The organism is Acidisphaera sp. S103 (assembly GCF_009765975.1).
Taxonomy (GTDB): domain Bacteria; phylum Pseudomonadota; class Alphaproteobacteria; order Acetobacterales; family Acetobacteraceae; genus Rhodopila.
The window spans coordinates 6,420-22,250 of the sequence record NZ_LMUJ01000047.1 but is presented as its reverse complement, the minus strand read 5'-3'; the positions used below and the strand labels follow the sequence as shown (position 1 = coordinate 22,250).

Sequence of the window (15,831 nt, the reverse complement as noted above, 5' to 3'; positions counted from 1 at the left end):
CCCGACTTAATTGTTACAGGACGCCGACATCAATGTGCGTCACCACCATCTGAGATCCCGCGGTCGTTCGGCATGGACGCGGCCGGACAGCGCGCTTATCCTACTGCTCAGTAGCGAGAGGAATGTGCCCCATGTCCGAGTCCCCCGTCGTCCGCCTGGAAAAAGATGGCGATGTTGGCGTCATCATCGTCAACTATCCACCGGTCAACGCGCTCGGGCCGGGGGTGTCGGAGGGGATTATCGAGTCCCTGAACAAGGCCAATGCAGACCCGTCGATCAAGGCGATGGTGCTGATGGGGGATGGGCGCAGCTTCATCGCCGGGGCGGATATCCGGGGGTTCGGCACGGGTCGCAAGCGGCTGGCGATCGGGGAACGCACGTATGATGTGATGGATGCCAGTCCGAAGCCGGTGGTGGCGGCGATCCATGGCTATGCGTTGGGCGGCGGGCTGGAGAATGCCATGGGCTGTCATTACCGGATCGCGGTGCCGTCGGCGAAGGTGGGGTTGCCGGAGGTGCTGATCGGGATTTTGCCGGGTGGCGGCGGGACACAGCGGCTGCCTCGGCTGGCTGGGGTGAAGACGGCGTTGGAGATGATCACGTCGGGGCGGCATGTGCCGGCGCCGGAGGCCGCGAAGCTGGGTATCCTGGATGAGGTGCTGCCGGAGGGTGCCAATCTGCGGGAGGCGGCGGTCGCCTATGCGCGCAAGATCGCAGATGTCAGGCCGCTGCCGCGGGTGCGCGACAAGACGGCGACGGCGGAGCCGGGCGTGTTCGATGCGATTCGGAAATCGATCGCTCGCAAGGCGCGTAACCAGAAGGCGCCCTATAATTGTATCGCCGCGGTCGAGGCTTCCTGCACGCTGCCATTCGACGAGGGCATCCGGCGGGAAGCTGAGCTGTTTGCGGAACTGGAAACCGCCGATGAGGCGAAGGCGCTGCGCTATGCGTTCTTCGCGGAACGAGAGGTGGCGAAGTTGCCCGATCTGCCCTCGGTGGTGGCGCCGGCCGACTTTACCGATCCGGCAGTGATTGGCGCTGGGACGATGGGTGGCGGGATTGCGATGTCGTTCGCCGATTTCGGTTACGACGTGAAGATCATGGATGCGACGCAGGAAGCGCTGGATCGCGGGATGGAGCGGATCCGCAACAACTACGCGACCTCGGTCAAGCGTGGAAGTCTGGCACAGGACGAGATGGAGCGGCGACTGGCTCGTATCCATCCGGTGGCCGGGTATGAGGATATCGCCGACTGCGATGTGATCGTCGAGGCGGTGTTCGAACGGATGGACGTGAAGAAGCCGATTTTCGCCAAGCTGGATGAGGTGATGAAGCCGGGGGCGTTTTTGTTCTCCAATACCTCGGCGCTGGACATGGATGAACTGGCTTCGGTGACGAAGCGGCCGGAATACGTGGCGGGGACGCATTTCTTCTCGCCGGCCAACGTAATGAAGCTGCTGGAGGTGGTGCGGCCGTCGAAGGCGTCGCCGGAGACGCTGCTGACGGCGATGGCGATGGGGCGGCGGATTGGCAAAATCTCGGCGATGGCGGGCAATACGGATGGTTTCGTCGCCAACCGGTCTCGGGCGCCGTTCAACAGCGAGATGGTGATCCTGCTGGAGGAAGGCTGTCTGCCGGAGCAGGTGGACAAGGTGATGGTCGATTTCGGCTACCCGATGGGCCCGTTCGCGGTGGGTGACCTGGCGGGGTTGGATATCGGCGCGGAAGGGCGGAAGCGGCGGGCGGCGGCCAACCCGAATTACCGGAAGCTACCGATCGCCGACAAGCTGGTGGAGATGGGCCGTTACGGGCAGAAGACCAGTGCCGGCTGGTACCGCTATGAGAAGGGCGACCGCACGCCGCATCCCGATCCCGAGGTTGCCGCCATCATCAAGTCGGTCGCGGCGGAGATGGGGGTGCCGCAGAAGACTTTCACCGATGCGGAGATTTTGCAGCGGCTGTTGTTCAGTTCGGTGAACGAGGCTTGCCGTATTCTGGAGGAAGGCAAGGCGTATCGGGCGAGCGATGTGGACGTGATGTGGCTGCACGGGTTCGGTTTCCCGCGCTATCGCGGTGGGCTGATGTACTGGGCGGATGGGATCGGCGTGAAGAACGTCTATGCCCAGATCGCGTCGTGGCATCAGCAGTACGGCGAACGCTGGGCGCCGTCGAAGCTGCTGCGCGAACTGGCGGAATCCGGCACGCCGTTCCGTGAGGCCAAGCCGGCTCCGTTTGTGTAGATTGGTGGGCGCCTGGGCCGATATCCTACGTCGCCGGGTTCATCGACAGGGCGCTTACTTGTGCAGTGACATTGGGCAGGTAAGCAGCTCTGAACGGAATCGGGGGGCGGCACCGTGGATTCTCATGGTCGTGTGGCCCATTTCGGTTCTGCGTTTGAATCGATGAAGGTCAACGTTTGGATTGTTTAACAGTCGTTGCTGTGCTTTGATATGGGTTCATTTTGCATGGATTTTTGATGAGTTCCTTCTGGTCGGGCACAACCGACGAATTTGTGGAGGCACCGGCCGCCGCCATAGTAGGCGCGCTTGCGGTCGCCCAGATACGACATTTTCGTCTGAACGAGGTCCAACAGCTTCGGGCGTGGGAAGCAACGATTATAATGCTCCGGTCAGCGCTTGTGGCGTTACCAGAGGCAGCTAAATGGCGTGTATTGTTGGAATACCCAATGCTGCGTCTGGGGCGGCGGCCGGATGTGATCTTGTTGACTGAGAATGCCATTTTCGTTTTGGAAATCAAGGCTAATAGGACCAAGCATACGTTGGCCGATCGTCGCCAGGTCGACGACTATGCGATAGATCTGCGTGATTTTCATGAAGGTTCACGTGAGAACCCGATTATACCAATCCTGATTGCCGAGCAGGCGCCACAGAGGTTTACGCATCAGCAATTTATTTTTGACCGTAATGTCGCCTTACCATTAGATGCAAACCCCCAGACTTTGCCTTTGCTTTTGCGAGACTTGAACAAGCAGGCCGCACACGTCGCATGCCGGCTCGACGCTGATGCGTGGCTGGCTGCTCGTTATCAGCCAGTACCGACGATTGTCGACGCCGCTTGTATGCTGTACGCGAAGCACAATGTGGCGGACATCCACTCGGCGCGCAGTGACACAGTGAATTTGCGCGCTACAACCGAAGCGATCCTCTCGGAGATCGAGCAGGCACGCGTGGACGGGAAGCACTTGATCCTGTTCGTCACCGGTATCCCCGGTGCCGGCAAAACCCTATGCGGCCTCGATACGATTTTTGGAACTGAAGATGGTGGGCGCGGCACTTACCTGACAGGTAATCCGACGCTGATACATGTCTTGCGCGAAGCGTTGACGCGGGATGCCGTGGAGTTTGGCGCGAACCGCGGGGATGCCAGTAGAAAAATGCTGGCCGCGATCCAGGCCCTCCCAAAATTTCGCGATCACTACGTAGCGAATCCGACCCACGCGCCAGCGGAGCAGATCGTTGTCGTTGACGAGGCGCAGCGCTGTTGGTCGGCGGCCTGGGCGGTGGCGAAAACGCGAGACAAGGCGGTGCCCCTGACGCGATCCGAGCCGGCGCATCTGTTAGAAGCAATGGCGCGGCACGACGGATTTTCTGCCGTTGTTTGCCTTGTTGGTGGAGGCCAGGAAATCCATTCGGGTGAGGGTGGTCTCGCCGAATGGGGCGACGCCCTGCGCCAGGCCGAGGCCGAAGGGATCGTCTGGCGTAAACGGGCGCCCCCCGACCTTTTGGGGACTATCGATCCGCGCCAGCGCCTGGGTGCGTTAGCAGATTTACAGAGCATCGCAGCCCTCCACCTGAATGTTTCAGTGCGCCAGATCCGCAGCCACGCGGCAGCGGAGTGGGTGGACCTGGTGCTCATAGGTGATGCCGAGGCAGCCAGGGCGGTCGTGGAGGAGACCGGCGAGGTACCTTTTCTGCTCACACGCGATCTAGCTGCCATGCGCGGGCGGCTGCGCGCAAATGCGAGGGGATTGCGACGTGCCGGCTTGCTTGCCAGTTCGGGCGCGGCGCGTTTGCGCGCCGAAGGATTGGGCGTTGAACTGCCCCATATGGACGCGTCCGCTGTCGCCCATTGGTTCTTGGACCGATTTCCAGAAGACGTTCGCGCTTCCGACGCGCTGGAGGTGGTGGCGACTGAATTTAGCTGCCAGGGTCTGGAACTGGACTTCGTGGGCCTGTGCTGGGACGCGGATCTCATCCGAGAGGCGGGCCGGACGAGCTGGCGCGTCCGCACTTTCCGGGGGACAGATTGGCAAATGCCTCGCCAGCCTGAGGCGATCGCTAACCAGATCAACACCTATCGTGTGCTTCTGACTCGGGCGCGGTATGAGACGGTAATATTCTTGCCTCCTGGTGACGATGGCGATCGCACACGCAAGTGCTCGATCTATGACGGAATCGCGGATTTTCTGGTTGCCTGCGGCGTTCGCCACCTTGAGGCTTGCCCTGTCCAGCAGTGTGAGCCGGAAACTGAGGCGCTGCTGATCTGATCCGGCTCAGTTGCGTTCGTAGCGCGAGGGTATAGTTGTCGACGGCTGACCGTGCTTGGCTGTATCACCTTGCAAACCACAGACGACCCGAGGGGACCCCGCGGATGGCTGCCATGGCCACTAACCAAGCTGATCTCGACTCCCTTTCCGACGAACAGTTCCGCGCGCATGTGCGGGGCTGGATCGAGGCGAATTATCCAGCGGACATCCGCAACCCGCCGTCGCGGCTGCACTTCAAGGACAACAAGCCTTGGTACATGAAGCTGGCGCAGCAGGGCTGGCTGGCGCCAAACTGGCCGAAGGAATTCGGCGGCATGGGGATCTCGGCCAGCAAGCAGTTGATCTTCCTGGAGGAAAAGGAACGCTACGGCTGTGCCAGGCTGAACGACATGGGGATGACCATGATCGGGCCGCTGCTGATCAAATTCGGACGGCCAGAGCAGCAGCAGTATTTCCTGCCGAAGATCCTGGCCGGGGAGCACATCTGGTGCCAGGGCTACAGTGAGCCGAACGCCGGGTCGGACCTGGCATCGCTGCGCACCGAGGCGGTGCTGGACGGCGACCATTGGGTGGTGAACGGGCAGAAGATCTGGACCTCGCTGGCGATGGACGCCAACTGGATTTTCCTGCTCGTGCGCACCGACAAGCAGGCGAAGAAGCAGGACGGGATCAGCTTCCTGCTGGTGCCGATGGACACGCCCGGCATCACCGTCCGGCCGATCACCAACATCGATATGGCGGATGAGTTCTGTGAGACGTTCTTCGACAATGTCCGCGTGCCGAAGGACAACCTCGTCGGCCAGATCAACAAGGGCTGGACGATGGCCAAGGCGCTGCTGGGCTTTGAACGGATCGGGTCCGGGTCGCCCCGCCAGTCCGCCTATGCGTTGAAGAGGCTGAAGCTGCTGGCCGAACGGATGGCGGTGTGGGAGGACGACCAGTTCCAGGATCGCTACACGCGGCTGCGGCTCGACCTGGAGGACCACAAGGACCTGTATGAGACCTTCGTCGAGAAGGTGCGGCGGGGCGAGAGCATCGGTCCGGACGTGTCGATGCTGAAGATCAATCAAACCGAGCTTTTTCAGCGGATTACGGAGACGATGCTGGAGGTGGCGGGGGAGTATGGCGGTGGGCTCGGGCCGATGGAGGGCAACCGCGACCTGAACCCCGCCGGGCTGTTCCTGCAATCGCGGCCGTCCTCGATCTATGCGGGATCGAACGAGATCCAGCGCAACATCCTGGCCAAGAACGTCCTGGAACTGCCCGGCTGAGCCGGACGCATTCGTCCTTGACGGCCTCGGTTCGCGGGGTCACGCTCCGTTCCAAGCAGCATCAGCCTGCGATGGGATGGCGCGTCAACGCCGCTGGGGGACTGTAACGGATGAAACGTGGATTTCTGGCCCCTCTGGGGTTGCTTGTTTCCGCCGGTCTTTCCGTCGCGGCCGCGCAGGCTGCTCCGTTCAAATGTCCGCATGTCGGCGGGGATTTCGTCTTCGGCCAGGAAGCCAACATCAACACCCTGGACCAGATGACGTCGTCGACGATCTCGACGCGCAACATCGCGATGAACATCTATGAATCGCTGATGACGCGGGATGAGAACAACCATCCGATCCTGGAACTCGCCGCGTCGATGGACGAAGCAGCTGATCATCTGACCTACACGTTCAAGCTGCGGCAGGGGGTGCATTTCCATAACGGCAAGCTGATGACCTCGGCCGACGTGGTCGCGTCATTCGACCGGTATGCGAAGGTCGGCAACCAGCGCAGCACGCTGGACAACGTGGATCGGTGGGACGCGCCGGATGCGTCCACGTTCGTGATCCACATGAAGAAAATCCAGCCGACGTTCATCGAGGCGTTGTCGTCGTTCAGCGTGCCGATCGTCATCATCCCGTCGGAAAACCGCGATGTGCCGGCTCAGCAACTGACGCAGCCGATCGGCACCGGGCCGTATCAGCTTGTCGAATCCGTCCCGGGCAGCGCGGTGAAGCTGAAGCGCTTCGACGGCTACCAGCCGAACACCAGCTTCCAGGACCGCACCGGTTTCGGCGGGTACAAGCAGGCCTGCTTCGACACGGTGACCTTCCGTATCGTCACCGAACCCGGCGCGCGCGTCGCCGGCCTGCGCACCGGAGAGCTTCAGGGGGTGGAGGACGTGCCCGCCAAGTCCGTGCCCGACCTGAAGACCGACAAGAACATCACCATCCTGCCGCTGAAGAACTGGTGGATCCAGATCGCCAACCCAAACATCTCCAACCCGCCCACCGATAAGCTGCTGGTGCGCAAGGCGATCCAGGCGGCGTTGGACATGGATGAGGTCATGGATGCGGCGTCGGATGGCAATTATCAGTTGAACGTCGGGTTCCAGTATCCCAACCAGCCCGACTACACCGATGCCGGCAAGGACACCTACAACCTGCACAACGCGGCGTTGGCGAAGAAATACCTGGCGGAGGCCGATTATAAAGGCGAGCCGGTGGTCCTACTGACCAACAAGGACTACCCGTCGATGTACAACGCCGCGCTGGTGATGCAGCAGCAGTTGCAGGCGGTCGGTATCAACGCGCAGATGAAGGTGGTGGACTGGCCGACCTCGGTGCAGATGTCGCTGAACACGACGAAGGGCTGGAACTTCCACTTCACCGGCTGGGGGACACAGCCGGCGCTGGGTGCCCTGGCGACGATGCAGTTCCTGGTGCAACCGAACGCCACCTACAAGCCGGTGGACGGCAAGGACGATCCCGATGTCCTGGCTGCCTGGAGCGACATGAACACGCTGCCGACGGCCGAAGGCCGGCACCAGGCGTTCGCCCGAATGCAGAAGCTGGTGCTGGACCGGGTGTACGCGGTCCCGTTCGGCGCTTACACCAAGGTCCAGGCGGTACGGTCCAACGTCAACGGTTTCGTCCCGTTCCGGATCCCGCGGATGTCCAACGTCTGGTTCACGCCTTGACCGTCGGCTGATGGGCGGCATCCTGGTTCGCAGGCTTCTCGGTGCGTTGCCGATCCTGTTGATCGTCAGTCTGATCACCTTTGCCATGATCCACCTGATCCCCGGCGACCCGGCCGCGGCGATCGCCGGGATGTCGGCCACGCCCGAACAGATCATCAACATCCGCCGCGACCTGGGCCTGGATCAGCCGCTGCTGACGCAGCTTGCGGACTGGTATCTCAATCTGCTGCACGGCGATCTCGGGCGGTCGCTGCTGCTGGGCCAGCCGGTGGTGCAGGCGACGATGCTGCGGTTGCCGGTGACGCTGGCGCTGTCGGCCTATGCGCTGGTGCTGACGCTGCTGATCGGCCTGGTCAGCGGCATCCTGGCGGCGCTGCGGCAGAATACCTGGGTCGATCAGGCGGCGATGGTGTTCGCTATGCTGGGAATTTCGCTGCCCAGTTTCTACCTCGGGCTGCTGATGATCATCGTGCTCGGGGTCGATCTGCGCTGGCTGCCGACGGGTGGCTATGTGGCGTTCACCGACGATCCGTTGGGCTGGCTGGCAACATCGACCATGCCGGCGATCTCGCTGGCGCTGCTGCTGGCCGGATTGCTGGCCCGCATCACTCGCTCCACGATGCTGGAGGTGCTGCGCCAGGACTACATCCGCACCGCTCGGGCCAAGGGGCTGCCGAACCGGACGGTGGTGATGAAGCATGCGCTGGCCAATGCGCTGATCCCGATCACCACGGTGCTGGGGATCATCGTCAGCCTGCTGATCTCCGGTTCGGTGGTGGTGGAGACGTTGTTTTCCATTCCGGGCATCGGCCAGTTGCTGACCCAGGCGGTGCTGAACCGGGATTATCCGATGGTGCAGGGCGGGCTGCTGATCACGACGGCGCTGCTGGTGCTGATCAATATCGGTGTCGATTGCTGCTATGCGCTGCTCGATCCGAGGGTGCGCTATGACGGAGGCTAGGCGCGTATCGCCTGTGCGGGCCACGCTGCGGCGTCTGCTGCATCACCGGTTGTTCGTGCTGGGCTGTGTGCTGTTCGGGATCGTGCTGCTGGTGGCGATCCTGGCGCCGGTGATCGCGCCGTTGGACCCGAACAAGCTGTCGATGCGCAACAAATTCCTGCCACCGAGCCGGGATTTCATTTTCGGGACGGATAATTTCGGGCGGTCGTTGTGGTCTCGGGTGGTTTGGGGTGCGCAGTTGTCGATGTTCATCGGCGCGGCGGTGGTGGCGATCAATGCCGTGCTGGGGACGCTGATCGGCGCGGCCGCCGGCTATTTCAAGCGGCTGGACAATGGGCTGATGCGGATCAATGACGCGCTGATGGCGTTTCCGGCAGTGCTGCTGGCGATCGGCGTGACGTCGGTGCTGGGGCCGTCGGTGAACGATGTCATTATCGCCTTGGCGATTGTCTATACACCGCGCACGGCGCGGATCGTCCGGTCCTCGGTGATCGTGCTGCGGGAGATGGAGTATGTGCAGGCGGCGCTGGCCGCCGGGGCAGGGCACTGGCGCATCCTGCGTCACCACATCCTGCCGAATGCGATGGCGCCGCTGATCGTGCAGCTTTCGTTTCTGTTCGCATACGCTGTGCTGACCGAGGCGACGTTGTCGTTCCTGGGTGTCGGCGCGGTGCCGCCGACTCCGACCTGGGGGAACATCATGGCGGAGGGACGGCAATACATGATCGATGCGCCCTGGATCATCACCATCCCGGGTGCGGCGCTGATGATCACCGTGCTGGGGTTGAACCTGTTGGGGGACGGTTTGCGCGACGTACTCGATCCGCGGTTGAGGATTCAGCAATGAGTTTGCTGGAAGTCCGCGACCTGACCACGTCGTTCCAGACCGGCGGCGGCGAGGTGACGGCGGTCGAGAACATCTCCTTCAGCCTGGAGAAGGGGGAAATTCTGGGGATCGTCGGGGAATCCGGCAGCGGCAAGAGCGTGACGGCGCTCGCGATCATGGGGCTGCTGCCGCGGCCGCCGGCGCGGATTCTGGGCGGCAGCATCATGTTCGAGGGGCAGGATTTGCTGCGGTTGTCCGATCGGTCGATGCAGCGTTTGCGCGGGCCGGGCATCGCCATGGTGTTCCAGGAGCCGATGACCTCGCTGAACCCGGTCTTCACCATCGGCGAGCAGATTATGGAGACGATCGGTGCGCACGAAAGCCTGTCCCAGAAGGACCGTTTTGCTCGTGCGGTGGAGATGCTGGAGAAAGTCGGTATTCCGTCGGCGACGTCTCGCATGACGGATTATCCGCATCAGTTGTCGGGTGGGCAGCGGCAGCGGGTGATGCTGGCGATCGCGCTGGTATGCCGGCCGAAGCTGCTGATCGCCGATGAGCCGACGACGGCGCTGGATGTAACGATCCAGGCGCAGATCCTGTCGCTGCTGATGGATTTGCGGGACGAATTCGGCATGGCGATCATGATGATTACCCACAACATGGGGGTGATCGCGGAGACCGCCGATCGCGTGCTGGTAATGTATGCCGGGCGCACGGTCGAGCAGGCTCCCGTGGGGCGGCTGTTCGATCATCCGTTGCATCCGTATACGCGCGGGTTGCTGTCCTGTGTGCCGACGCTGGATCAGGACCAGGACCGGTTGGTGGCCATTCCGGGTAGTTTGCCGGAGCCGTCTCGGCGGCCGCCCGGATGCCGGTTCTCGGCGCGGTGTTCGTACGCGGTGCCGGCGTGTGGGGAGTCGATCCCGCCGTTGGCGATGTTCGAGCCGGGGCATGCCGCCGCCTGTATTCGCGTCAGGGATATCGGCTGATGGCGGCGCTGCTGGAAGCTATTGGCCTGGTGAAACACTACGACGTGGAGGCGGGCGGGTTTTTCCGTCGCACCCGGACGGCGCTGCGGGCGGTCGATGGCGTCGATCTGACGATCCGATCCGGCGAGACACTGGGGCTGGTGGGGGAGTCGGGCTGCGGCAAATCGACGCTGGGGCGGCTGTTGATTCGGTTGATCCCGGCCACCGCGGGGCAGGTGGTGTTCGATGGGCAGGAGATCACCGGCCTGAGTCCCAAGGCACTGCGGGCCGCAAGGCGGGCGATGCAGATCGTGTTCCAGGACCCGTTCGGGGCGCTGAATCCTCGGATGTCCGTTGAAGAAACGATCATGGAGCCGTTGCTGATCCATGGCGCTCGCCGCAGTGCGGAGACGCGGCAGGCGGTGACGCGGATGCTGGACATGGTGGGGTTGCCGGACAGCACCCGCTACCGGTTTCCGCACGAGTTTTCCGGTGGACAACGGCAACGCATAGGCATCGCTCGGGCGTTGATCCTGCGGCCGAAACTGGTGGTATGCGATGAACCGGTGTCGGCGCTGGACGTTTCGGTGCAGGCACAGATCGTCAACCTGCTGTCCGATCTGCAGGGCGAGCTTGGGCTGACGTATTTGTTCATCGCCCATGATCTTGGCGTGGTGAAGCATATCTCGACGCGCGTGGCGGTGATGTACTTGGGGAAGGTGGTGGAGGTCGCGGACAAGCGGTCGCTGTACGCGCGCCCGTCGCATCCCTATACGCAGGCGCTGCTGGCGTCTGTTCCGGTGACGCATCCGTCGCAGCGCAAGCGAGGTGTGGGTGCGCAGCCGGTTATTGCGGGCGATATTCCCACCGCGTTGGCGCCGCCCTCGGGATGCCGGTTTCATACGCGCTGCCCGCATGTGATGCCGGTCTGCCGGACAGACGAACCGGCGATGCGTCCGGTCGGGACCGGGCATGATGTCGCCTGTCATCTGGTGGCGCCTGGCCCGCCGATGTGACAACCCGGGTGCATCCCGTTATCGTCCGCGCATCCAGTGGGAGAAGCACCAATGATCATCGAAGTTCGGACGTATCAGCTAAAGCCAGGTTCGGTTGCCGAAGTCGAGAAGCGGTTCGGCGAGAAACTGCCGGTGCGGGAGAAACTCTCGAAGCTGACGGCGCTGTGGCACACCGAGGTGGGGGCGCTGAACGAGATCACCCATATCTGGACCTACGACAGTTTCGGGCATCGGGCGGCGATCCGGGAAGAGGCGGTGAAGACCAAAGTTTGGCCGCCGGCGATCGGCGAGTTCATCGTGTCGATGCAGAGCGAGATCTTTATTCCGGCGCCTTTCTCGCCGTCGCTGGCGCCCAGGGAAGTCGGGCCGCTGTTCGAGATCCGGTCCTATACGCTGGCGCCCGGTGCGCTGCCGGGGATGATCGAGCGCTGGGCAGCGAAGATCGACGAACGGGTGAAGCTGTCGCCGCTGGTTGGGGCCTGGTACTCGGAACTCGGTGGCCTGAACAAATGGGTTCATATCTGGGCGTATAAGGACGCCGCGGAACGCCAGCGCATTCGCGCCGAGGCGGTGGCGAAGGGCGTGTGGCCGCCGGGCGGTGCTGCCTCCGGCCTGGTGGTGAAGCAGGAAAACAAGCTGGTGATGCCGGCGGCGTGCTCTCCGTTGAGGTAGGGTGTCATGAAGGTTGGAACCGCGCTGAGCGTACTGGCCCAACCCGAACGGCCGGATGTGGCGCTGTATAACGAACATATGGCGCTGGGGGACCTGGCGGAGCCGCTGGGTTTCGATTCGCTGTTCGCGCTGGAGCATCACTTCACCGGCTACTCCATGTCGCCGTCGCCGTTGCAACTGCTGAGCTATTACGCGGGACGTACGAAACGGATCACGCTGGGGACGTGCGTCATCGTGCTGCCCTGGCATGATCCGATCCGGGTGGCGGAGCAGATCGCGCTGCTGGACGTGATCAGTGGCGGGCGCACGCTGATGGGGTTCGGGCGTGGGGCCGCCAGCGTCGAATACGCCGGCTTCCGCATTCCGATGGAGGAGGCTCGGCCTCGGTTCGTCGAATCAGCGCAATTGATCATCAAGGCGTTGAGCGAGGATTCGTTTGAGTGGGACGGGGAGTTTTATAAGATCCCCCGCGTATCGATCCGGCCTCGGCCTATTTCCCACCCGGAACAGCGGTTCTATGCGTCGTCGGTCAGTCCGGAGTCAGCCGAAGTGATGGCGAAGCTGGGATTCGGGATGCTGATCGTGATGCAGAACGAATGGCCGAAGGCGGCGGAGGACGTGTACCGGTATCGCGAGATGGTTGCGAGTGTGGGGCATGAACCTCGGCCGCCGATCATCCTGACCAATGTCGCCTGTGCGCCGACGCGGGAGGAAGCGCGTGAATGGGCGTTGCGCTATCTGAGCGAGAAGTGGGATTCGATTGATAACCACTACCATTTCTCGGACGGGCATCTGGGGTCGGTGAAGGGGTACGAGTCTTACGGGAAGCTCGCGAAGACCTATACGAAGATGAAGGACGCGAGTTACCGGTCGAAGGCGACGGATTTTTATCTGAGTATCCAGATCGTCGGGACGCCGGATGACTGCGTGCAGCAGATCGCGGAACTGCGCCGGCTGACGGGGATGGATCACCTGGTGACGGAGTTCTCGTTCGGCAGCATGCCGCATCACCTGGCGGAGTTGAACATGCGGCTGTTCGCGGAGCGTGTGCTGCCGGCGTTGCAGCGGGACGCGGCGTTTCAGGGGGTGATCGACCCGACAGCGGAGAAGACGCAGGCGGGCGACGATCGGCTGTTCGCGCCGGCTTAACGCCACATGGCGGCCTCGTTGACCTGTTCAACCGTCATGGCGAGCGAAGGCTCGCCATCCACGCCTTTGTTTCGCTTGTAGAAAGGCGTGGATGGCATGCCTCCGCATGCCATGACGATGGTAATGCACTGCTGATCGACCGACGATGGCGCCGGTCGGTACAGATTCAGACCGCTTCCGCCATCCGGTTGGCCTCGATCTTCCGGCGAGCGGCCTCGCGGCGTTCGTCGAACTTCGCAAGGCGGCGGTGGGGGTTGGGGTGGACTTCGTTCTCCGACTCACCGGGGCGCTTCTGGGCGCCGGCCCAGCCGTGGGCGGCGATGTCGAAGATGATGCCGGATAGGTCGGTGTGCTTGACCTCGTAGCCGTCGGGGTTGTTGGGGTCGCCCATGATCCATTTGCCGCCGGCAGCCCGAGCCTGTTGGCCGGATGTGATGACGTCGTCGACCCAGAAGCCGATGTGGTGGATGCCGACGAAATCGACGCCTTTGCCTTGGGCGGCTTCCTCATCCTTGAAGTGCAGGATGGCGAGGTTGACCACGCCGTCGGTCAGGAACACGCCCTCGGCGAGGGGGCCGTCGAGTTCGGTGACTTCCTGCAGGCCCACCGTGGCCTTGTAGTATTCCGCCGTTTCCCAGGGATCGGCGACGCTGAGCGCGACGTGGCGGAGAAATCCTTTGCTTTTGGTTGTCATGGCTTGGCCTCCTCGGATTATTGTCGTGGGGGAAGTGTGACTCGGTAACCTGCGGGAGGGCAAGTTTTCCGGTTGTGTTCCTGTCCCGGTAAACGGCGGCTTCCCGTGGACTCGGTCATGGTTTAAGTCGGCGCGATAGATTAGCATCGGCCCGGCATGCTCACCGACCTTCCCAACGTCCTGACGCTTTCGCGCATTGCGGCGATACCGTTGCTGGTCATCTGTGTGGCGATCGAGACGCCGCTGGCGGACATGGCGGCCTGCATTGTCTTCGCCGCCGCCGCCATCACGGACTATTTCGACGGGAAGCTTGCCCGCTCGCGGCTACAGCAATCCGATCTGGGGCGGATGTTGGACCCGATTGCCGACAAATTGCTGGTCGGCGCGGTGCTGTTGCTGCTGGTCGGTCATCACCGCTTGTCCTCATGGGGACTTTATCCCGCGATCATCATCGTGCTGCGGGAGATATTGGTCAGCGGTCTGCGCGAGTATCTTGCCGGTATCCGCGTGGGGTTGCCGGTAACCAAGCTGGCGAAGTGGAAGACCGGTTTTCAGATGGGTGCCCTGGGGACGCTGCTCGCCGGGGATGGCACGGCTGCCATTCTGCATCTGAACCTTTTGCCGGTTTCTTTGATCGGCGAGGCGATGCTGTGGGTTGCCGCGGCGCTGACCCTGATCACCGGCTGGGATTACCTGACAGCCGGATGGCGTCATGCGGCGACGTCCAAGCGACGCGGGCCGTCTGTCGCCGAGTGATCGTTTTGGCCGAACGGGACATCGCCCGGCTGCTCACGCCCGGCTGAACCGGCGGGCACTGCTGATCAGGGCGGCGAAGGCTGAGAAACCGGCGGCGACCTCCAGGCACAGAATGGTCGGCCTGACCGTCGTCGTCGCGAAGATCAGCGCCACCAACGCGGAACCGAGGGACCAGCCGATGGTGCGGGCGACCGCCATCATGCCGCCCGCCGCGCCGGTGCGGGCCAGCGGGCCAGACGTCATGACGGTGATGTTGTTGGGGGTTTGGAAGAAGCCGAAGCCGAGGCCGCACACGCCCATCCGCCAGCCGATGTCCCAATCCGATGGCGCGGCGGGCAGCAGCGCCAGCAAGACCAGGCCGGCGGTCAGCACCGCCAAGCCGACACTGCCCAGGATCGCCGCGGGATAGCGTGACGACAATCGCCCCGCGACCGGCGCCGCGATCGCGACCAGTGCCGGCCAGGGCGTCACCAGCAACCCGGTTGCCACCGGCGAACGGTGCATCACCGTCTGCAGCATGAACGGAATGGAGACGTACGCCAGGATCTGCGCGCTGTAGGAACAGATCGACGTGCCGATCGACAGGGAAAACAGCGGAATGCGCAACAGGTCGAGCGGCAGCAATGGGGCCGTCCGGCGTAACTGCTGCCAGTACAGCAGGGGGAAGCAGGCGAGGCCGGCAACGATCTCGGCGATCGCGATGCCGCTTCGGCTGTCACCCAGCGCGTCGACGCCGATCACTACCAGGCCCAGGGCCAGGGCGGTCAGCAGGGCACCCGGCAGGTCGAAGCCTCGGGGCGTGCCGTGGCTGGCCGGTGCCACGATCACAAACAACGGTATGGCGACCAGGCAGACCGGCAGATTGACCAGAAACAGCCAGCGCCATGACGCAACCGACAGGATCAGGGCGGCGATGGTCGGCCCCAGCGCGCTGGAAACGGCGACGGCGAGTGCGATCAGGGCGAAGCCGCTGCCGAGCATGCGGCGCGGATAGATGGATCGGATCAAGGCGGGGCCGAGGGCCGACGTGCAGGCGCCACCCAACCCCTGCACCAAGCGGGCAATGACCAGCGTGTCCAGGGTCGGCGCGATCGCGCAGGCCAGGGAGGCGATGGTGAAGACGATCAGGCCGGTGGCGTAGACCCGCTTGTGGCCGATGATCTCGCCAAGTGCCGCGGCGGGCAGCAGGCAAACGGCGGTGGCAAGCTGATAGCCGTTCACCACCCAGATGATGCCGGCGTCGCTGGCGCCGATTTCCTGTGCGATGGTCGGCAACGCAATATTGGCGATGGCGCTGTCCAGGCTGCCCAGCACGACACCCAGCAG

At 63.1% G+C, this 15,831-nt stretch carries 13 protein-coding genes and 1 pseudogene; 12 read left to right on the top strand and 2 right to left on the bottom strand.

Features of this window, described 5'->3' with window-relative positions; genetic code table 11:
* The first annotated feature begins 131 nt into the window (after window positions 1–131).
* From GSQ89_RS12215 to GSQ89_RS12170, 11 genes and pseudogenes are all read left to right on the top strand, one after another.
* Window positions 132–2,240, top strand: coding sequence for a 3-hydroxyacyl-CoA dehydrogenase NAD-binding domain-containing protein (locus GSQ89_RS12215; RefSeq protein WP_158925447.1), 2,109 nt, complete (start codon window positions 132–134; stop codon window positions 2,238–2,240).
* A 446-nt stretch (window positions 2,241–2,686) separates the two neighbouring features.
* Window positions 2,687–4,507, top strand: coding sequence for a DNA/RNA helicase domain-containing protein (locus GSQ89_RS12210; RefSeq protein ID WP_254073181.1), 1,821 nt, complete (start codon window positions 2,687–2,689; stop codon window positions 4,505–4,507).
* Window positions 4,508–4,620: 113 nt separating this feature from the next.
* Complete coding sequence (locus GSQ89_RS12205) at window positions 4,621–5,778, top strand: acyl-CoA dehydrogenase family protein (protein ID WP_158925443.1); 1,158 nt, start codon at window positions 4,621–4,623, stop codon at window positions 5,776–5,778.
* 110 nt (window positions 5,779–5,888) lie between these two features.
* Window positions 5,889–7,463 carry an ABC transporter substrate-binding protein gene (locus GSQ89_RS12200; RefSeq protein ID WP_158925441.1) on the top strand — a complete coding sequence of 525 codons (1,575 nt, stop codon included), beginning with the start codon at window positions 5,889–5,891 and terminating at the stop codon, window positions 7,461–7,463.
* A gap of 10 nt (window positions 7,464–7,473) precedes the next feature.
* The gene (locus GSQ89_RS12195; protein ID WP_158925439.1) at window positions 7,474–8,424 is read left to right on the top strand and encodes an ABC transporter permease; all 951 of its coding nucleotides are present in this window, start codon (window positions 7,474–7,476) and stop codon (window positions 8,422–8,424) included.
* A complete protein-coding gene (locus GSQ89_RS12190; RefSeq protein ID WP_158925437.1) occupies window positions 8,411–9,271 on the top strand; it encodes an ABC transporter permease in 861 nt (286 codons plus the stop codon). The genes GSQ89_RS12195 and GSQ89_RS12190 overlap by 14 nt, the downstream gene beginning before the upstream one ends.
* Complete coding sequence (locus GSQ89_RS12185; protein ID WP_158925435.1) at window positions 9,268–10,239, top strand: ABC transporter ATP-binding protein; 972 nt, start codon at window positions 9,268–9,270, stop codon at window positions 10,237–10,239. Before GSQ89_RS12190 ends, GSQ89_RS12185 begins: the two co-directional genes overlap by 4 nt.
* Window positions 10,239–10,775: pseudogene (locus tag GSQ89_RS40100) on the top strand (ATP-binding cassette domain-containing protein); the annotation flags it as partial. The gene GSQ89_RS12185 and the pseudogene GSQ89_RS40100, both read left to right, overlap by 1 nt.
* Window positions 10,776–10,922: 147 nt before the next feature.
* Window positions 10,923–11,234, top strand: a complete 312-nt coding sequence (locus GSQ89_RS40095; protein WP_371734246.1) for an oligopeptide/dipeptide ABC transporter ATP-binding protein — start codon at window positions 10,923–10,925, stop codon at window positions 11,232–11,234.
* A gap of 51 nt (window positions 11,235–11,285) precedes the next feature.
* Window positions 11,286–11,906: an NIPSNAP family protein gene (locus tag GSQ89_RS12175; protein ID WP_158925431.1), complete on the top strand. Its 621-nt coding sequence runs from the start codon at window positions 11,286–11,288 to the stop codon at window positions 11,904–11,906.
* 6 nt (window positions 11,907–11,912) lie between these two features.
* A complete protein-coding gene (locus GSQ89_RS12170) occupies window positions 11,913–13,055 on the top strand; it encodes an LLM class flavin-dependent oxidoreductase (RefSeq protein WP_158925429.1) in 1,143 nt (380 codons plus the stop codon).
* 166 nt (window positions 13,056–13,221) lie between these two features.
* Here the strand turns inward: GSQ89_RS12170 and GSQ89_RS12165 are convergent, their stop codons facing one another.
* A complete protein-coding gene (locus tag GSQ89_RS12165) occupies window positions 13,222–13,749 on the bottom strand; it encodes a VOC family protein (protein ID WP_158925427.1) in 528 nt (175 codons plus the stop codon).
* Window positions 13,750–13,905: 156 nt separating this feature from the next.
* Between GSQ89_RS12165 and pgsA the strand changes: the two genes are divergently transcribed.
* The gene (gene pgsA, locus GSQ89_RS12160) at window positions 13,906–14,505 is read left to right on the top strand and encodes a CDP-diacylglycerol--glycerol-3-phosphate 3-phosphatidyltransferase (RefSeq protein WP_158925425.1); all 600 of its coding nucleotides are present in this window, start codon (window positions 13,906–13,908) and stop codon (window positions 14,503–14,505) included.
* A 33-nt stretch (window positions 14,506–14,538) separates the two neighbouring features.
* On the opposite strand, the gene GSQ89_RS12155 is transcribed toward pgsA, so the two are convergent.
* The coding region (locus tag GSQ89_RS12155) for an MFS transporter (RefSeq protein WP_254073180.1) at window positions 14,539–15,831 on the bottom strand (1,293 nt) is incomplete at its 5' end.